This window comes from Nostoc sp. ChiSLP03a (genome assembly GCF_034531215.2).
Classification (GTDB): domain Bacteria; phylum Cyanobacteriota; class Cyanobacteriia; order Cyanobacteriales; family Nostocaceae; genus Nostoc.
Genome location: NZ_JAVRBQ020000124.1, coordinates 1 through 17848, shown reverse-complemented (window position 1 = coordinate 17848; position 17848 = coordinate 1). Strand labels below are relative to the sequence as shown.

Here is a 17848-nt window from a genome sequence, read left to right as displayed (position 1 = left end):
GATGAACTAGAAGCTTTGTTACTACTTCGTTGTCAAGAACTAATGAAACAACATGATTTAATCTCTGGTTTAACTTGCTACTACTGGTGGCCAAAAACAAGGGCAGCTTAATTATAAGTGTTCATCCGAACTTGATATTACAGAGGAGCAAATACGATCCATTTGCTCGTTAAAAATTTTCAGGTAAGATGCTAGTAGCTAAGTGCGTGAAGACTCAGATTTGAATGAAAATCTAAGTTTAGGTATTCCACTTTCCTGTAAGCGATTTTTGATAATGTCTACAACTTCGCTGTATGACATATCATCTTTAGGACCAAATGGTATATCTGCTCTCCATTTTCCGTTTAAACTGACAGAAACCATAGCAGGTACTAGGAATTTTCTAGGGGATATATATGCTTTGCTTATGTACCCTTCTTCTTCGTTAAGCTTTACTTGGGCAAAATCTGATAAGTATGGTTCTAACACCAACCAAAAAACTCGATCTACTGTCGATGCTAAATAAACTTCTTTGTAAAGAGAACCTTGTAATGTACTACCTTTTGCTCCATGTATGAAATTACCTCTACCAACTGTCGTTGTTTTACCGTTCTCTAGCTTAATAACCATGTAGCTTATTGGTTCTTTAAGATTACCCAAAAATGTTTTGACGAAGATAGTCATCCTTTTATCTTTCATACTGTCTACATAGTTATCATCTATTGGTATAGACTCCAAATACTTATTAACCTGATACTGTTCTAAGTCAATACCACGTTCTATTAATAATTTCTTGAAATACTTTTTTTTGACAATAAGGTTTGTTAGTCTCTTGGGAGAGTTAGTATTGCTTTCTTCTTCCGTCTTGTGTTCTATCAGAAAAACTTTAAGTTTGCTAGTGTCTATGTGTTCGTTAAATACTAATTTAATCAGATCCTTCTTATATGGAGATAATCGTTCTATTGCCTTCTGACGATTTTGCTCATATGCATGGTATTGTTTCTCAGAAGACATATAAATTCCAGTAACACTTAGCAGGCATTTATTTTTGAGTGCAACTAGAGAGTCTTCATTGACAACCCTTATATCAACTCCAGCCAATTGAGTCAATTCATAACCTTGAATATGTTCTAAAGCTTCTTTCGCGGCTCTGTAAATTTCGATAGCAAAACCATTAACTAATAGTCTCCTTAAAAAGAATAAACCATATTTTTCATCTTTTATTTGACCTTTACACGCCCAGTTATCTGAATAGTTAGTGCGCTGCTTGAACACCTGTTTTAAAAATCGATTAACAGACCGCCAATCCTTTGCAAATTCTTCTAACTCTTTTAAATTTATACAAATGTGTATTACATTCAGGGGCAATACAGCTTTCTGAACTCTCCAATCATCTCGCCAATGTATAGAATCATTAATCAGCTTAGGATCTTGTTTTCGTGGAGGTTCTACACCTAGTACAAAACTGTATGGTGCAAGTATAGTTAAGGTTTCCCGTAATAGTGTTTCTGTTGGATGTAGTTTCTTTGTTCTAATTTTAGTTCCATTCAGTTGTGGGTTGTACTCTTCAATGCGCTGTCGTTCCATAGCATTGAGATGTGATTCAGCTACCAATTCATAGTAGATGACAAACTGCTTCTTTCGCTGTTTTTGTAACTGATACAATCTGTGATGGCTATCACCTGCCCAACGACTACGTAAATTTTTTGCCTGCCCTACATACCAAACTATAAATTGTTCATCTAGTACATAGTATATCCCTGAATTTTCAGGAAGTAACTCTCTATGTTTTATACTGATATGAGGTAATTGTAAGATAAATTCAGTCGCATTCATATTTACGTTCTATACTTACTAAGTTAAGTTTCCATAGCTAATATTCCCAATTTTGCAAGCTATATGAAAATCTATCTCACAACTCAACGATGAAACTGTCTCGGAGATGAAAGTCAGCCTCCGCGCCTCGATGAGTTAACGCCCAGTAAGTCACCTCACCATCTTTGTGTTTAATAACGGTAGTAATGCTAATTTCGATGGCTTGGTTTGCCGAGACGATTTGATCCAAATCGATATCTAACGCAAGTACCAAAGCATCGGTTTGATTCTGAACACTAAATGGTAGCTTTTCAAAGGCAGTTTCCTCTTGCATCCCTTGACGATATCCATCAAAGCGATAGACATTCCAGTGTCCGGCGGGGGAGAGGTTAAATTCCCAATATCGTGCAGAATCTTTAATGCCAAGAAAAAACTCGAAGCAGGTATCTTCCCAAAGTTTATGCTGGCGTGATGGTGCATTTGATGTTGGAGCAATTGCAATTTCTTTGAAGTCACCTCCAAGGTTGTAGCAAATAGTAAGTTGATTAGCATTTCGGGAGATATTGCCTGTAATTTTCAAATCAGGAAAAGACTCGGTAGAAGGGAAGGATTGCAGGGAAAATGTCTGCTTGTTCATTTCATATAGCCGTAGTCACATAAGTTAGAACATTTGGAAAGGGTGAATGCTAGAGCTACTAGCAATAGTTTTATCTCCTGCCTCCTGCCTCCTGCCCTCTGCCTCCTGCTATATCTTGGATAATTTTGCGAATCTGCGTTTCTTGAGATTCAATACTTTCAGTCAGCTTAAACTGAACGATCGCTCTTGCTAAGTTATGTTCTGGGTGCTTAACTTTGAAGTAGACATTCCCTGCTAAATAATCAGCAAAAAATCTCAGTCCTAGTTCAAAAGTAATTAGACGAATGGCATCATAGATGTATGCATAATCATTTTCGGTCAGAAATGCCTTAGCCACAGCGAGATAACCCTGGAGGATTTCTTGACACAGATCGGTATCGAAATAAATACTTTCCCAATTCTCGGTTTCTTCACCAGCCGGATTGCAACCCGATCGCAGGCAATCACCAATATCGTAATGTACCAGACCAGGTTTCACGGTGTCGAGGTCGATGACGCTGACGGCTTGCTGGGTAACAATGTCAAACATCACATTATTGATTTTGGGATCGCCGTGCATCAGACGCAGAGGTAGCTTGCCTTCAGCTTTGGCATTTTCTAAAATATGTGCAAAGGCTTGGCGATCGCTAACAAACTGTAAGCAATAATTAACTTCCGAAGATTGAGGTACTCTAGTTTTCGGCAAAACTTCCTCGTAATGCCGAAGATAAAACGGTGTAATATGAAACCCTTCGAGAGTGTCAGCAAGTTTTTCTGCTGGCAAATCGCTGATTAGATTGTGAAACATCCCCAAGGCATAACCGATTTCTTTGGCGTAGGAGCGATCGCCCATACTATCAAAGGACTGGGAGCCTGGAATAAAGCTGATTGCCCGCCAAAATGAGCCATCTGCATCCTTCCAGTGGTCTTGAGCGTTTTTGGTCAAAAGTACGCGTGGCACTTCCCAGCGACGATTCAGGGGTGTATCCTGCAACCTTTTTTGAACGTGTTCAGTTAAGGTACGCATATTCTGCATAATCAGTTGTGGCTGACGAAACACCTGTGTGTTAATGCGTTGTAGGACAAAATATTGTTCCTTTGAGGAATCGAGAGTTGCTAAAAAGGTGTCATTTATATTACCACTGCCAAATGCTTTAACGCCTGTAACCTTTCCCAGTGGGGCGAATTGGTTAGCGATCGCCTCTAGATTTCGGGTATCCTGTGTATTGACTTCTTCTATCATCTGTTTCATCTCTACTACTCCTCACGTACATTGCACGAAAGCAATAGGGGATATCGTAGCGCAAGTATCAAGATAATTTGTAATTCGTAATTCGTAATTCTGACTGGTTCCCAGCCTCTAGGCTGGGAACAAGACGACACAAGCCTTTAGGCTTTACAAGCGTGCCATTCGGTTAACGTGAGTTCGATGAACCTCTCCCTCCCAACCTCCCTCTCCCACGGGGAAAGGGAGGAGCAATGAAAAATTAGAGTTTTAGCTCCCCTCTCCGACACGGAGAGGGGTTGGGGGAGAGGTCAAAAAAGGGCTTGTCGAACTCACGTTCGGTTAAAGGGGAAGGGGAAAATTCCATACCTTTAGCCATTCAACAGTTAGGAAATCTCATCGCTATCAACCCACTCATCATAAGATGAGTCATAACCAACGTAGTGAAGATAGTATTGCTGGCCTTGGATTTGCTGAATCGTTGCGGAATACCAAGCCTCTTGGTCATCATCCCAACATTTTACCTTTTGACCTACTGCATATCCATTTTCATCAGTGGAGCGAAGATCGCGAGTCCGAATGTCATCTTCACCTACCCACTCGTCATAAGATGAACCGTAACCAAGGTAATGAATAAAGAACTGGTCATCTTGGATTTTCTCAATGGTTCCCTGATACCAATCCTCTTCATCATCATCCCAGACTTCTACTGTTTTGCTGACTTCATACTGATTCTTATCTGATTTATCTGATTTAACAGCAGATGAAACATCTTGAATCGGCTTTTGTTCTTCTTGTTTGATTTCCTCTTTTACTAGAGTGTATGCTTGCAAAATCAAACTGCGAGCGACAGTTTGAATTCCTGTATGCTCGTAGTAATTGGTAGTTTGATCTAAAAATGCTGCAACTAAATCTAAATTATCATCAGCAATCTGAATAAAATTACCCAAATTACTAGAAATTGATTGCGGGGTTATGCCCGTTTTGGATACTAAATTATTCATCCAGCCTTGCACGGAGTTAAAACCCTGACTGATAAAACCAACTTTATCAGAAGGATTGCTGCCTGGAAGAAAGTTATTAACGGCTAAGAAAACCGGATTTTGAGTTATTGCACTAGCATCAGTACCACTAATAACTCCGTGAATTTTGCTGAGAAAGTCGGGGCCCAAGGGCAGAATTCCATCTAGACAAACTAAAGCTACCATCCGCATTAGGGATGCATTTTGATAGTTGTTAGTCAGGGAATTAGCAAATTCTTGGGGATTAGGTTGAGGAATGCCGTTTAGTTTGCAAAAGGCGATAATTTCGACGGCGATTTTTAATACCAAGTCAATGGATTGAGTGACATCGGCTTTGGGAGTAATTTTGCCTAAAAAAGAGAGAAAGCCGATTTTTTCACTAGCTTTATTTGCTAAAGCCGCCGCCGCCATCGCTGTGTCTGCTTTATCAATTGTTTGATAAAGTTTGATGGCAAGCTGGTAGCCTTGTTGAGGATCTATGTATAAACTAGCAGCGCGATCGCGGATTTTCTGAATTACCTTAGCATCGGTTTCTCCTGTAATGGCGCGAATATTATTGTCAAACCCCGTCAAATTGCTCCATTCACCTGGTGCTACATAATCAAGAGCCTTTAAAACTTTGACAGTAATATTGTCAGTCGGTAACTCGTCAACCAACTGAATAATTAATTTATCCATCAGCCGATCCTCAAAACTCCAGATATCGTTACAATACGGTTCAGAGCAGCCTACATCTAGCGTTGGGCAATTACTGAAGCGTATTTATAGAGTTCCCCAACCCGATCAAAAAATAACGATGTTAGTAACAGACGCTACACCTAAAGATATTGCATAGGCGATCGCATCTCTGACAAACATTTATTATTGAAGTACACCAGTACTGTGCGTCAAAAGCTTATTCTATTTAAGGCAAGATGCTGTAACACAAGTTTGTTTCTCATAACGTCAAGACGGTAGTCGCTACAGGGAAGACAGTAGTCGCTACAGCCAAGACGATAGTCGCTACAGGCAAGATAATAGTCGCTACAGGCAAGACGGTAGTCACTACAGGGAAGACGATAGTCGCTACAGGCAAGACGATAGTCGCTACAGGGAAGGCAGTAGTCGCTACAAGGAAAAATATTTTGATTTTTGCTCAGTAATATGTGGTTATTTAACAGATCCTTACCCAGACGCACTCGCGTTGCCTTTTAGGAGAGGGAGGCTGTCCGGGAGAGGTCTATCGAACTCCTAAGAAAACGCAGTTTTCTTTCGCCCTTCCCGTAGGTGCGCTTTCGTTGGAGACTTACGTTAATTTACACCACCATCAACTGAATCGCATTGAACAACTACGATTTTGCCGAAATCCTGAAGCTTATTTGGCTAATTTTGAGCAACCATAGCACAAGCCTTGGTGGTTAGGACATCAACAGACGATAAAACTTAGACACAAAAAGGCTTTTCACCCAGTCCCCAATCCCCAGTCCCCAGTCCCCAGCCCCCAGCACCCAGTCCCCAGCCCTTTGCTATATTTCTCTAGCAAACTTTGTGGTTCTAGATTTTTTCCCCTTGAGGTTTTGATAGTGCTTGTAGTTCTTCCCAACTATAGTGACTAGGTAATTCAATTGGTTTGCGATCTGCTCCTAATCCTAAGCCTACTGTCGGCTGGAGTTCTTCAATGAATTGCTCGGTGTATCCTGCCAGTTCATTGGCTGCAACTCCAAGTGCGATCGCACCTGCAACGCCACCAATTGCAGCACCAACCTTACCACCAATTGAGCGGCCTAGTGCGGCTCCTGCAATTCCCCCTCCAGCTGCTCCCAATCCTGTTGCAATAGGATGAGTATTTGGGGGTGTTTGATTTTCATTTTCTTGGTTAGAAGTAGAGTGTTCTTCGTTCATAATCTGTTTCTCCTTGAAACTATAATGCAAGCAGATCGCCAACACGCAATGCATTCGCCATAATCGTAAGCGTAGGGTTAACTCCCGAATTTGACGGAAAGAAACTACTATCTACAACATAAAGATTCTCGACATCATGGGTACGACAATTTAGATCCAGGACTGAGGTTTTGGGATCTGTACCAAATCGGCAACTACCGCATTGATGGGCAACTGCTTGTTCAGGTATATGAGTGCGGGGATAAATGCTAAATGGCAGGACGTGTTTGGCAGAACCAGGGATTGACTTGAGTACAGATGTCCAGCGATGAATTAAGCGATCGCTTGCTTCAATATTATTCAGTGTATAGTCAACGTGAATCTTGTCGCCCACCACCCGAATCCGATTATTTGGGTCTGGTAAATCCTCTGTTTGCAACCACCAGCCAACCGATCGCTCGGCCAGCAAATGGCGCTCAAAATGAGGAATCAGCTTGATAAATGGAGCCATCAGTGGCGGTGCTTCTCCGGGAATCATATCGGCAAGTACATTACCTGTATTCTGCACCATGCCCATCGGATAAGGAAAATCTGGCTCTCCCCAGTAAAAATCGTTGACAGCGATCGTTTTTTGAAAGTTAGCGTGATTTACCTCTAGATGTATGGAAACTATGGCAGTTTCCAGTTGTTTCATAAAATTCCGCCCCACTTGATCGGAACTATTTGCTAATCCGTTGGGATGTTTGTCATTAGCAGAGCGTAACAGCAAAGCAGCTGAGTTGACAGAACCACAGGCAACAACCACAATATCGCTTGTGAACCAATGTTTTTCTCCTGCAATTTCAGTTTCTATCTTCGTTACTTCTCGCCCCGACTCACTGGTATGCAGCCGCAAGACTTTGGCGTTAGTTAAAAGAGTAACATTGGCATATTTTTCACGAGCCGGACGAATGGCGTTGACATCAGCATCGGCTTTTGCGTGTACGAGACAAGGGTATCCGTCAAAGGTATCGCAGCGAATGCAGGGGCTATTTAGGCGATCGCTTTCATTGAGCTTTAATCCTAGTGGTAAATGAAATGGGTAGTAACCCAGTTCCCGGATGCCATCAGCAAGGGACTGCATATCTGGCTCATGACTCACTGGCGGATAGGGATATGGTTCGCCGCGAGGTGGTTCTGTGGGGTCTTCTCCTTCCTGTCCATGCACGTCATATAGCTTTTCTGCTTGGGTGTAGTATGGCTCAAAGTCTTGATACTTCAAAGGCCATTCTGGAGAAATTCCTTCTTTATGAATTACCCTTTCAAAATCTCGCTCCCGGAATCGAATTAGGGCTGCACCGTAGAGTTTGGTATTGCCACCAACCCAGTAGCCTGTCTGAGGTTGAAAGGCTTTACCTTCCTTGTTATACCATTCTTCATGTGTATGGTAACGATGTTTTTGATAGACTTCCTCTGGATTCCAGTTAGCCTTCTCTCTCGGTAAAAAGTCGCCTCTTTCCAGTACTAGAATTTTTTTACCTGTGGGTGCAAGGCGATGCACTAATGTACCTCCACCGGCTCCTGTACCGATAATAATGATGTCGTAATGTTCTGTGATGCTAGTCATAATTGATAATTAGTAATTTCATATTAATTACGATTTAATTTCTTTGATGCCACAAATTAATTTGGCAATATTTTAAGTTACTTTATAAGTTTTTTCAAAATTTAAATAGCTCTAAGAGGATGTTTGAAAAGTGTTGTATAACACATTAAATTATGATGTTACCTCCCTAATCACCTTTATAAAGGAGGGATTTAAAAGATTACTCCCCCATATTCAAGGGCGGGTTAGGGAGTGGTATTAGACACTTTGTCCAATAAGTATGGCTTTTCAAACACCCTCTAAAGACAGATTCTTATGCTAAGACTAAAACTTTAATTACAATATTGCTTCTCTCTAATGGATTAATATTTATTTATGCCTAAAGACAGGTTAGTATTTCATTTGAATTTCATTTTTTGTTTTTATTGTGTGAATTAGCCATTAATCTATTTACAAAAATAGTAAATAAATTTTGCTTGGCATTTGATGAAGCTATTAATTCGATTGTGTTACAAAATATTTATCTGGAACCAAAATAGTATTTTGGTGCAATCTATATCTATAGTTCAATGTTAATAGAGATCGATATAGTAAAGTAAGAATTAGCTTTATAATCATTAATTTCAATATTGTATTTAGTAACAGATGAAAATAGTTGAAAATTTTACACTCAGTTTATTGCACGATATTAAGTAAAAATTGACAATCTTTTAGTATTAATTTAGACCTGCTATTTCTCCACAGTAGCCAAGTTAAATAACAGGAGATTTCTATGCCTGAAGCCATTGAGATTTATGACGATCGCCTGCGTGCTATTGTACGCCCAGAAGCCTCACTTCAAAAGCTTGCCAACGGTGCAGTCCATAGCGAGGGGCCTGTTTACTTCCATGAAGATGACAGTGTTGTGTGGAGCGATGCTCACGGTAATCGCTTGTTGCGGTGGAGTCCCACTGACAATGTGACTGTCCTACGAGATCCATCTGATTACCAAAGCGGTAATTACCGTGACTTAGAGGGTCGTCTGGTTGCCTGTTCCTCTGGTTTGCGTGCTATAATCCGACGCGAACACAATGGTGAATGGAAGGTTTTAGTCGATCGCTACCAAAACAAACGCCTGAACAGTCCAAATGATTTGGTAGTCAAAAGCGACGGCACAATTTGGTTCACCGATCCGCCTTATGGGATTACCGAGCCAAATCAAGGGTATGGCGGCGAACAGGAACAACCCGGAAGTTACGTGTATCGCTTCGGCCCGGAAACAGGTGAGATTTATCCTGTAGTAACAGACATGGTGCGCCCTAATGGGTTGGCTTTCAGTCCAGACGAAAGTCTTTTATATGTTTCAGATACAGCTGCGTTTAATATTCCTGGGGGGCCTCATCATATTCGCGTCTATGAGGTTGTAGGCGAGCGCTATGTAAAGAATGGGCGTGTATTTGCAGTCATTGAACCAGGACAACCGGATGGACTGCGGGTTGACGAATATGGCAATGTTTTTACTACCTCTCAAGATAGCGTGCAGATATACGCCGCCGATGGAACTCGCTTAGGAAAAATTTTTGTACCGGAGACATCAGCTAACCTGACTTTCGGTGGTAAAGAAGGCGATTCCCTTTCAGGGACACTTCGTGAACGCTTATTTATCACAGCCGGTCATTCGTTATATGTTATCAACCTTAATACTCGTGGTGTACAGCTATGATTTATCAATTTGGGTTGGGTGTAGCGTTAAGCAAAGCTATTCCGAAGGAACTCGCTTTTTTCCTAGCTGCATTTAATTTCCCACAGTTAAGTCCACACTTGTTAAGTTCAATTTCTCCGGTGTATCCTGACGGATTCCCAGGATTGGCACTTTTACTTCTCAGAGTTAGCCTTGGCTGGTTGTTTATACTACATGGCTATCCCAAGATAACGCATCTTCGACGGTGGGCTGAGTCTCTAAAAATGCCTGTGTTTCTTTGCTTTTTATCAGCTGCATCGATGTTAGGTGGCGGAATTTTTTTGATCATTGGATTCCTCACACTCTTAGCAACTTTGCCTATTCTCTGCTCAATGATTTTTGCGATATATTTGCACATCTCTGGAAGTAAGCCTTTTGTAGCTCAAGATCCATACTTAATTCCTCCAGAACAGTATCAAGGTGCTTTAGGACAAGGTGAACCCCCAAGTTGGGAAAAGGCTTTTATGTATTGCGTTATGCTGATTGCGATCGCAGTTTTAGGCCCTGGTGCTTATTCGCTTGATGCTTCGATTTTTGGAAGGTGAATCATCATATTTATGATTCAGTTATTAACAACGCCACATCATAAAATTTAAACTTTTGATCTACAGTAATTATCGTTAGACCTTCTACCAAAGCCTGAGCAATTAACATCCGAGCAAAAAGATCTTTATGATACATTGGCAAATCAGCAACCTTTATTCCATGTGCCAACGTAATCGCTAAAACTTCTAATCGACTAAAGTGCAAAGCCTCTTCTAAATTACTAGGAGCTATTAACTTTCCTAAAGACTGTTTAATCGAAATTTCCCAAGCACTAATAGCACTAACAAAAATTAAATTTTCATGATTAGTAATTACCTTTCGTATCTGATTTGACAACTTAGAATCATTTTCTAAAAACCATAGCAGGATATGAGTATCTAGCAGAAAACTCATTAATCTTCCCCATAAAAAGCAGCAATCACCTCTTGGGAAGTTTCATCAAAATCATCAGAAATATTAACCTGCCCTTGCAAAAAACCTGCAACTCTGGGTTCTAAAATATCTTCACTACTCATCACCATCGAGCCATGATTTAAATTTGCTTTTTCAACTGTAGACTCTGCTTGAGACAGAGGTAAAACCTTTGCCCAAGGAACCCCTTGACGAGTTAGCGTAATTTCAACATTATTTTGGATATCTGATAATAACTCAAGTAAATTATCAGATAAGTAAGCAATATCGAAAGTTTTTTCTGACATTTTTATTTATGTCCTACTCACTACAAGCATTATAGCCAATCAACGACTTACCGCTTCCCACATCAAGATTCCGCAATTAGCAATATTGCGTGTCCATCAGGATCTTTAACTAAACAACCTTGCCGATAAGGAAATGAGCGATCGCTAAATTGTACAATCCGCGACGATACAAACTGAACTCCGTTACGCCGTAGCTTGTCCACTAACTGCTCAAGATTATTTATAACTAGCTCAATTTGGATATGTGCAATATCGCAACTTTTCCAGTCACTCGGCATTGGGCGGCCTTTTCCCGGCACAATATAGTCTAACAGTTCAATTCCTACACCACCTTGAGCAGGTCGCAATGCTGTAATTTTGACTTCGGCTCCTGGTAAATTATCCAAGCGAGATTGGGTTGCACCCCAGTTGAAACTGCGGCTAGCAATTTGCATTCCCAGGAGATCGCGATAAAAGTGTAGACTCTGCTCGGTATTGGAAATTGCAATTGCACTATGATCGATTCCCAAAAACAAGCGATGGCTGTTTTGATGCCACTTATCTTGTCCTTTATCAGGCGGAAACCAAATTAACTCTAAATCATGACCATCAGGGTCTTTAAACTTAAAAGCGCGAACACCACTAGATGCTTTATTCTCAGGTGGTATTGTCTGGGGAGCAACTGAAATTGATTCAATGGGAAATGAACGCAAGTGAGCATAAGCACGATCCATATCACTCACCACAATCGCCAGATGTTGAAACCACAAATCATTACTTTGTGAATCGCTGGGGATGGGTTTATCCGGAATATTAAGATACTCCATCAACTCGATAAGTTCGTCACCTAATCGTAAAGTTACAATACGAATTTTTGCCCCAGTCACACCTTCTAAATCGCTATAATCCTGTCCTTCAACAGTAATGTCAGAAACTAATTCAAAAGCAAGTGCTTGTGTATAGAAATCCAAAGAGCGATTGCAGTTTGTCACTGTTAAGCCAATAGCTTTAATTCTTTGTATTTGTACATCGGTTTGACTAGACATATTCAACAGACTTTGTACTTATTATGTACTAGCTTTGCAAAAATTCAATATGAGTCTTGCATAAATCAATCAATATCAAAAATATTATAAAATTTATCTCTAGCTGAAGAAAGACATGCAACTGAATTTATCCTTTAAAGATTTCATCCAATAATGAAATCGTGATGAAATTTTTATAGTTCTTTCGGTAGAGATATTTATTATCCCAATGGCTAGAAGCGTTAATTCTTGCAAATCTCTAAAGTAATGCCAGAATCACCAAAATAGCTAGTTAAAGAAAACTTGCCGCTTGTTGGAAACGGGGAAATTAAAACCACAGATTAGTTAATTGAAAATGCCTACAAAAGTTACTGTCAATTTTGGATGCCTGCTGCTGGTATTCCCTGGTTTGTTGCCGTTTTTGGACGTGACTCAATAATTGCCAGCTTGCAGGCGATCGCACGACGGTTGCGGTTGATTAGTGGCAATTATGGCGCAACTCGCACAGACTCCGACTATAAAGCAATCCTGTTGCTTGAGGTAGTGATGGGGGCAGTTAACTGACAGTTCAAAACCGTTATCTTTATCTAATTAAATAGTAACGAAAGATTAAGCATAGCAAATGACTGTGTGCCATCACTCAAAGTAATCTTTCTTAAGGCAAATGGATAAAAGTGAAGCTAGGGAGTAAAATATTTGAACAAATTAAAACTGATTTAATTCAGAACAAATAATATGTTGAGTATACTTTGGGGTATTGTTGTTATACTGGTTGCTTTTTGGGCATTAGGACTGGCACTTCATATTGCCGGAAATCTCATTCATGCAGTGTTGCTTTTAGCTATTGGTCTTGCTATCTATAATTTTTTCAAAACGCGTGATGTGTAAATAAATATAGTATTTCCTCATCGTAGTGAAGGTACATTATAGTCCTTTCCTCGCTTGCAAAGAGAGGTTAAGGATGCAGTTCTTGTACCTCACTCATTATCTTGGCAATTGCAAACAATTAAAGAGGAATTCAAAAGTAAGAATTCGGGATTATTGCAGTCTGCATAATACAGCAAAAATACTTTTGTAAGGCGGGCAAGACTTTGGCTTTGTTCAGTCGAATGCTGCCCACCTCATAAGTAATTGGATGTTTTTATTTGAAAGTCCCTCTGAGAACTTTTAAACTAGTGCTGCCGTTGCTTTTAATCTAAAAATCTTCTCAATTACATCTTCTACTACCTTATCAGGCGTAGAAGCACCAGAAGTAATGCCTACAACAATTTCCCCATCAGGCAACCAGTTATCTGTAGTTATTAACTGCCCATTTAATTGCCGATGTTCAATAGAAGATACTGATTTAAGGCGTTCAACAGTATCAATATGGTAAGAAGGAATTCCTCGCTCAAAGGCAATTTGTTGCAACTGAGTAGTATTCGAGGAATTAAACCCACCAATTACTACCATCAAATCTAAATTATGTTCCACTAATTCCAACATGGCATCTTGCCGTTCTTGAGTGGCATCACAAATGGTGTTGAAGCTTTGGAAATGCTGATTTAACTCAGTGGGGCCATACTTCTGTAACATAGTCCGTTCAAAAAGCTTGCCGATTTGCTCAGTTTCGCCTTTAAGCATGGTAGTTTGGTTAGCAATGCCAACTCTTTCTAAATCGCGATCGGGGTCAAATCCTGCCGAACAAGCTTTAGCAAATTTTGTCAGAAATTCTTCACGGTTGCCACCATTGATAATATAGTCAGCAACATATTCTGCTTCTTGCAAATTTAACACAATTAAATACTTGCCAGCGAAGGAACTAGTTGCAACTGTTTCTTCGTGCTTATATTTACCGTGAATTATTGATGTATAATCGATTTTTTTGTGTTTTTCTACTGTATTCCAAACTTTAGATACCCAAGGGCAAGTTGTATCAACAATTTTGCAGCCTTTATCGTGAAGTATCTGCATTTCTTGAACGCTAGCCCCAAAAGCGGGTAATATGACCACATCACCAATTCCAACAACAGAAAAGTCTTTATTCTTTTCTTGAATGGGGATGAATTCTACTTCCATCTCCTGCATCCGCTTATTTACAGAAGGGTTGTGGATAATCTCGTTAGTAATCCAGATGTGTTCTGTGGGGAAATGCTGACGAGTTTCATAGGCCATGGCCACAGCACGTTCTACACCCCAGCAAAAGCCAAAGGCTTGTGCTAGTCGGATTGTTACATCACCCCGTTGCAGAGTGTAATTGCGATCGCGAATTTCCTGAATCAAGTTACTCTGATACTCAGATTGCAACTGCGTGGCAACTTCTGCTTGATGACCAAAGCCCTTGCGATTGTAATTTTCTGAATGTTGGAGGTTGCGCTTAAAAGCTTTTGTATCCATTAGATTTGTCTACTTAAACTCACTATTTCTTATTTTCTCGCGCCTAGACGCGATTAATACAGAGTTGTCTTCAAAGATATTATCAGAGAGGGGCAAAGGGAAAAGGATTTAATGCCTTTACCCTTTACCCTTTAAGCTTTTCCCCTCTTGTTCTTGCTGGGGTTTTAATTCAATCTCGCTATAAATCTGCAATGCAGAACGCCAAACCATATAGCCTTCAGGACTTAAATGTAAGCCATCAGTAGTAAATTCGCGGCGGAGATTTCCTTGCTTGTTGGTAAACAGGGGATGTAAATCGAGGTATTTGACACCTTTTTTGGTAGATATGCTTTGTAGTTGCTGATTCAACTCCCGAATGCGACTGTTGGCAACAGCCAATAGTTTATCTCGTCCTTTCCAAGTTGCTTCTTCTGCCCCATGTGGCAAAATCGATTGGACAACAATTTGCGCTGTGGGATGAGTCTTTCGTAGGTAATTGATAATTTGCCGCTGATTATCTAAAATTTCCCCATTGCTCATGCCCCGAATTAAGTCATTAATGCCAATCATTACAAAAATCACCTCTGGCTGGGTGCAGTCAAATATTTTTAATCTTTTTAAGAGTCCATTGCTGGTTTCGCCAGAAATTCCTTGATTGAGCCAATTTTTACCTTCGGGTAATAACTCAGGGGGAAACCACAAACTCAGAGAATCTCCCGCCAGGATAGTTAAATGCGAAGGATGTTGGTCAGCGGCAACCTTGGCTTCTTGGTTGAGGATATCTATCCACTCTTGATAAGTGAGTTGGTGACGGCGACCTAAATCAGGTGTAGCAATTTGCGGTGAATTATTCAGGTTGATTGGCTGTGGGGATGCGATTATCCCAAAAAAAGCGGCCAATCTCTGCTGTTGCCAAATGAGCAGAATGACCGTCAACATTAGGATGCCGTTGGTTAACAGCGAGAAAAATGCCCAGATAGGAAAGGTTTTAAGAGATGTAGACACGACTAGCGAAATTTACCAATTATTTGAATCAAATTTTAACGCTAGCGATCGCAAATTACACAATCTTAAATTGGGGATTGGGGATTGGGGAAGGTGGGGCCCCCTCTGGGGATAAGGGGTAATGGAGATTGGGGATTGGGGATTGGAGAAGCAAACAGAAAGTTCTTTCCTCCAAACTCTAAACTCCTAACCCCTAACTCCCAACTCCTAACTCAGCACTCATTACTGAGTAGGACGATCGCCAAACTCGGAGTTGTAACCTTCTTCGCCGTGTTCGTTGATATCCATACCTTGCAATTCAGCTTCCTCTTTGACTCGCAGCCCGACTGTAGCATCGATAACTTTGAGAATAATCCATGTACCAACACCTGCGATTACATAGGCAACGACAATTGCTACTAGTTCAACTCCCAATTCACCCAAATTACCACGCAGTACTCCATCTTTACCTCCTCCGTTGACTTGAGTCGTGGCAAAGATAGCCGTCAAAATCGCCCCTACTGTACCACCAACCCCATGCACGGGATAAGTATCTAAAGCATCGTCAATTTCTAGTTTGTGCTTAAAACTGATCGCATAGAAGCAAACAAAGGCAGTGATGAAACCAATTAAAATCGCTGATAACGGTGTGACAAATCCGGCGGCGGGGGTGATACCCACCAAACCAGCGACGGCTCCTGTAGCTGCTCCCACTGCGGTCGGTTTACCTCGTAAAACACTCTCCAAAATTAGCCACATTAAAGCCGCCGCCGCCGCCGCTGTATTAGTAGCAACAAAGGCTGTTGTTGCTAAATTTGTTATTACATTACCAGAAGTTCCACTGGCAGCAGATAAGGCACTTCCAGCGTTGAAACCGAACCAACCAAACCACAGCAAGCCAGCACCCAGCAAAATAAAAGGAACATTGTGCGGCGGGCTAAGACGATCGGGATGGGTTTTCCGAGGGCCAAGGACGATCGCAGCTACCAAGGCTGAAACGCCAGAACTAATATGAACTACTGTGCCACCTGCAAAGTCTAGGGCACCCAATCCACCGTACAAACCTAAAAATCCACCTTTCGCCCATACCATGTGGGCTAGGGGAGCGTAAACAAAGGTTGACCACAGGAGGACAAACAGCGAATAGGCGCGGAAACTCATCCGCTCTGCGATCGCCCCAGAAATTAAGGCTGGGGTGATAATGGCAAACATGGCTTGGTAAATCATGAATGCCTGATGGGGTATTGTGCCGGCATAAGAGACGACTTCCGGCGGGTTTGATCCTTTGAGATAATCGGTTATCTCTAATCCGACACCATTCAAACCCAGCCATTGCAATCCACCGATAAATGGTAAACCTGGCGCAAAGGAAAGACTATAGCCCCACAGAATCCAGGTAACTCCGACGATTGCCATTAACACAAAGCTCATCATCAATGTGTTTAGGATGTTGCGCGATCGCACAAATCCACCATAGAAAAACGCCAATCCTGGTGTCATTAGCAGCACAAGTGCTGCTGAAATCAGCATAAATGCTGTGTCTCCAGTATCAGCAGTAGGTGGGGCAGCAGTTGGGGTTTGGGCAAAAGCATTGCCCATCAACGGCCCTCCTAAAAATAGTAGGGTGATAGCTCCAATCATCACAACTTTCTTCAACACTTTTTTTTCTTCCTAAACACCAAGAATTTGTATCCTTAACTACATTTGATTACTTTTATTGACACATTTTTGTCTTGAAAGTTACTTAACTTGAATTTTCTTGAAATGTTAACAAAAATATATACCTGATTGTAGTTGCCAAGATTTAAATTAGCGTATGAACACGCAATCATTACATTGCATCTTTTTTTTTAAAGAATAGAAGAATAGTATTTTATTTAAGCCGGACAAAATTACGAATTTTTAGTTACTTACTGTTACAAACCAAAATAATTGTGATATTTGACGAGTATTGTAAATTATTGTCAGTATTTTCCGATAATTTGCCCAAATATGCAACAAATTTCAACTTCTCGTGCGATCGCGAACAGGGTGGAAAGACAGAGGCTACGCCAATATGAGGTAGAGAAATATCCTACTAGTGCGATCGCGATCGTCATCTTAGAGAAGAGAGAAGCAAGTAGCGTGAGGGTTGGGGATAAATATACTTCATCTAGTTGCAAAATGCTGGATCGTCAGTTCTCTTTATATTTCCCTCATAAACACGTAGATATCTAGATGCCTGGTTCTAACAGCTTAGTTGCGAAAAAACTTTTGTAATTTTGCGTGAGATTATTATTTGTTTAACAGGGAATACTATAACCCAAGTTGCGGGTTATCAAGCTGTGGGTACTTTGCACTTGAATAGTCGTGCGCTCGTTCAGGACGAAGTGGCGGTTGCACGTCGCGCAACCGCCACCTCAATTAACTCAAAAATACAAATACTGAATTAGATTAAAG

The 17848-nt window shown here is 40.8% G+C and carries 17 protein-coding genes; 5 read left to right on the top strand and 12 right to left on the bottom strand.

The window, feature by feature from the left end; genetic code table 11:
- Positions 1-198: 198 nt before the first annotated feature.
- The 6 genes from RMY32_RS20320 to RMY32_RS20295 all read right to left on the bottom strand — a co-directional run bounded on the left by RMY32_RS20320 (position 199) and on the right by RMY32_RS20295 (position 8123).
- The gene (locus RMY32_RS20320) at positions 199-1815 is read right to left on the bottom strand and encodes a hypothetical protein (protein WP_322714382.1); all 1617 of its coding nucleotides are present in this window, start codon (positions 1813-1815) and stop codon (positions 199-201) included.
- A 76-nt stretch (positions 1816-1891) separates the two neighbouring features.
- On the bottom strand, positions 1892-2431 hold the full coding sequence (locus RMY32_RS20315; protein ID WP_322714381.1) for a DOMON-like domain-containing protein: 540 nt from the start codon (positions 2429-2431) through the stop codon (positions 1892-1894).
- A 70-nt stretch (positions 2432-2501) separates the two neighbouring features.
- Positions 2502-3653 (bottom strand): aminoglycoside phosphotransferase family protein, encoded by a 1152-nt coding sequence (locus RMY32_RS20310; RefSeq protein WP_322714383.1) that lies wholly within the window; start codon positions 3651-3653, stop codon positions 2502-2504.
- A gap of 368 nt (positions 3654-4021) precedes the next feature.
- Entirely contained in the window at positions 4022-5335 is a 1314-nt protein-coding gene (locus tag RMY32_RS20305) for a Tudor-knot domain-containing protein (protein WP_322714380.1), read from the bottom strand.
- 855 nt (positions 5336-6190) lie between these two features.
- Positions 6191-6538 carry a hypothetical protein gene (locus RMY32_RS20300; RefSeq protein ID WP_322714379.1) on the bottom strand — a complete coding sequence of 116 codons (348 nt, stop codon included), beginning with the start codon at positions 6536-6538 and terminating at the stop codon, positions 6191-6193.
- Between the two features lie 19 nt (positions 6539-6557).
- Positions 6558-8123, bottom strand: a complete 1566-nt coding sequence (locus RMY32_RS20295) for a GMC family oxidoreductase (protein WP_322714378.1) — start codon at positions 8121-8123, stop codon at positions 6558-6560.
- A 751-nt stretch (positions 8124-8874) separates the two neighbouring features.
- On the opposite strand from RMY32_RS20295, the gene RMY32_RS20290 reads away from it, so the two are divergent.
- Positions 8875-9804, top strand: coding sequence for an SMP-30/gluconolactonase/LRE family protein (locus RMY32_RS20290; protein WP_322714377.1), 930 nt, complete (start codon positions 8875-8877; stop codon positions 9802-9804).
- Positions 9801-10367, top strand: a complete 567-nt coding sequence (locus RMY32_RS20285; protein ID WP_322714376.1) for a DoxX family protein — start codon at positions 9801-9803, stop codon at positions 10365-10367. Before RMY32_RS20290 ends, RMY32_RS20285 begins: the two co-directional genes overlap by 4 nt.
- Before the next feature lie 10 nt (positions 10368-10377).
- On the opposite strand, the gene RMY32_RS20280 is transcribed toward RMY32_RS20285, so the two are convergent.
- From RMY32_RS20280 to RMY32_RS20270, 3 genes are all read right to left on the bottom strand, one after another.
- The gene (locus RMY32_RS20280; RefSeq protein WP_322714375.1) at positions 10378-10761 is read right to left on the bottom strand and encodes a type II toxin-antitoxin system VapC family toxin; all 384 of its coding nucleotides are present in this window, start codon (positions 10759-10761) and stop codon (positions 10378-10380) included.
- Positions 10761-11066 carry a hypothetical protein gene (locus RMY32_RS20275; RefSeq protein ID WP_322714374.1) on the bottom strand — a complete coding sequence of 102 codons (306 nt, stop codon included), beginning with the start codon at positions 11064-11066 and terminating at the stop codon, positions 10761-10763. Before RMY32_RS20275 ends, RMY32_RS20280 begins: the two co-directional genes overlap by 1 nt.
- 62 nt (positions 11067-11128) lie before the next feature.
- The gene (locus RMY32_RS20270; RefSeq protein ID WP_322714373.1) at positions 11129-12091 is read right to left on the bottom strand and encodes a VOC family protein; all 963 of its coding nucleotides are present in this window, start codon (positions 12089-12091) and stop codon (positions 11129-11131) included.
- 363 nt (positions 12092-12454) lie between these two features.
- On the opposite strand from RMY32_RS20270, the gene RMY32_RS20265 reads away from it, so the two are divergent.
- Positions 12455-12634, top strand: coding sequence for a hypothetical protein (locus RMY32_RS20265; protein ID WP_322714372.1), 180 nt, complete (start codon positions 12455-12457; stop codon positions 12632-12634).
- Between the two features lie 171 nt (positions 12635-12805).
- A complete protein-coding gene (locus tag RMY32_RS20260) occupies positions 12806-12958 on the top strand; it encodes a lmo0937 family membrane protein (protein WP_322670168.1) in 153 nt (50 codons plus the stop codon).
- A gap of 279 nt (positions 12959-13237) precedes the next feature.
- Here RMY32_RS20260 and RMY32_RS20255 read toward each other — a convergent pair whose 3' ends face one another.
- The 3 genes from RMY32_RS20255 to RMY32_RS20245 all read right to left on the bottom strand — a co-directional run bounded on the left by RMY32_RS20255 (position 13238) and on the right by RMY32_RS20245 (position 17050).
- Positions 13238-14446, bottom strand: a complete 1209-nt coding sequence (locus RMY32_RS20255; RefSeq protein ID WP_322670167.1) for a 4-hydroxy-3-methylbut-2-enyl diphosphate reductase — start codon at positions 14444-14446, stop codon at positions 13238-13240.
- Between the two features lie 117 nt (positions 14447-14563).
- On the bottom strand, positions 14564-15430 hold the full coding sequence (locus RMY32_RS20250; RefSeq protein ID WP_322714371.1) for an SGNH/GDSL hydrolase family protein: 867 nt from the start codon (positions 15428-15430) through the stop codon (positions 14564-14566).
- A gap of 222 nt (positions 15431-15652) precedes the next feature.
- On the bottom strand, positions 15653-17050 hold the full coding sequence (locus RMY32_RS20245; RefSeq protein WP_409883537.1) for an ammonium transporter: 1398 nt from the start codon (positions 17048-17050) through the stop codon (positions 15653-15655).
- Positions 17051-17401: 351 nt separating this feature from the next.
- Here RMY32_RS20245 and RMY32_RS20240 point away from each other — a divergent pair, with 351 nt between their 5' ends.
- Positions 17402-17626, top strand: a complete 225-nt coding sequence (locus RMY32_RS20240) for a hypothetical protein (RefSeq protein WP_322714369.1) — start codon at positions 17402-17404, stop codon at positions 17624-17626.
- Positions 17627-17848 lie beyond the last annotated feature (222 nt).

Excerpts from the sequence above, each read along its gene's own strand:
- RMY32_RS20310 (WP_322714383.1), bottom strand. The coding sequence starts at position 3,653 with ATGATAGAAGAAGTCAATACACAGGATACCCGAAATCTAGAGGCGATC.
- RMY32_RS20305 (WP_322714380.1), bottom strand. The coding sequence starts at position 5,335 with ATGGATAAATTAATTATTCAGTTGGTTGACGAGTTACCGACTGACAAT.
- RMY32_RS20290 (WP_322714377.1), top strand. The coding sequence starts at position 8,875 with ATGCCTGAAGCCATTGAGATTTATGACGATCGCCTGCGTGCTATTGTA.
- RMY32_RS20240 (WP_322714369.1), top strand. The coding sequence starts at position 17,402 with ATGCAACAAATTTCAACTTCTCGTGCGATCGCGAACAGGGTGGAAAGA.
- RMY32_RS20245 (WP_409883537.1), bottom strand. The coding sequence starts at position 17,050 with ATGATTGGAGCTATCACCCTACTATTTTTAGGAGGGCCGTTGATGGGC.
- RMY32_RS20285 (WP_322714376.1), top strand. The coding sequence starts at position 9,801 with ATGATTTATCAATTTGGGTTGGGTGTAGCGTTAAGCAAAGCTATTCCG.
- RMY32_RS20260 (WP_322670168.1), top strand. The coding sequence starts at position 12,806 with ATGTTGAGTATACTTTGGGGTATTGTTGTTATACTGGTTGCTTTTTGG.
- RMY32_RS20255 (WP_322670167.1), bottom strand. The coding sequence starts at position 14,446 with ATGGATACAAAAGCTTTTAAGCGCAACCTCCAACATTCAGAAAATTAC.
- RMY32_RS20265 (WP_322714372.1), top strand. The coding sequence starts at position 12,455 with ATGCCTGCTGCTGGTATTCCCTGGTTTGTTGCCGTTTTTGGACGTGAC.
- RMY32_RS20270 (WP_322714373.1), bottom strand. The coding sequence starts at position 12,091 with ATGTCTAGTCAAACCGATGTACAAATACAAAGAATTAAAGCTATTGGC.
- RMY32_RS20315 (WP_322714381.1), bottom strand. The coding sequence starts at position 2,431 with ATGAACAAGCAGACATTTTCCCTGCAATCCTTCCCTTCTACCGAGTCT.
- RMY32_RS20295 (WP_322714378.1), bottom strand. The coding sequence starts at position 8,123 with ATGACTAGCATCACAGAACATTACGACATCATTATTATCGGTACAGGA.
- RMY32_RS20280 (WP_322714375.1), bottom strand. The coding sequence starts at position 10,761 with ATGAGTTTTCTGCTAGATACTCATATCCTGCTATGGTTTTTAGAAAAT.
- RMY32_RS20320 (WP_322714382.1), bottom strand. The coding sequence starts at position 1,815 with ATGAATGCGACTGAATTTATCTTACAATTACCTCATATCAGTATAAAA.
- RMY32_RS20300 (WP_322714379.1), bottom strand. The coding sequence starts at position 6,538 with ATGAACGAAGAACACTCTACTTCTAACCAAGAAAATGAAAATCAAACA.
- RMY32_RS20275 (WP_322714374.1), bottom strand. The coding sequence starts at position 11,066 with ATGTCAGAAAAAACTTTCGATATTGCTTACTTATCTGATAATTTACTT.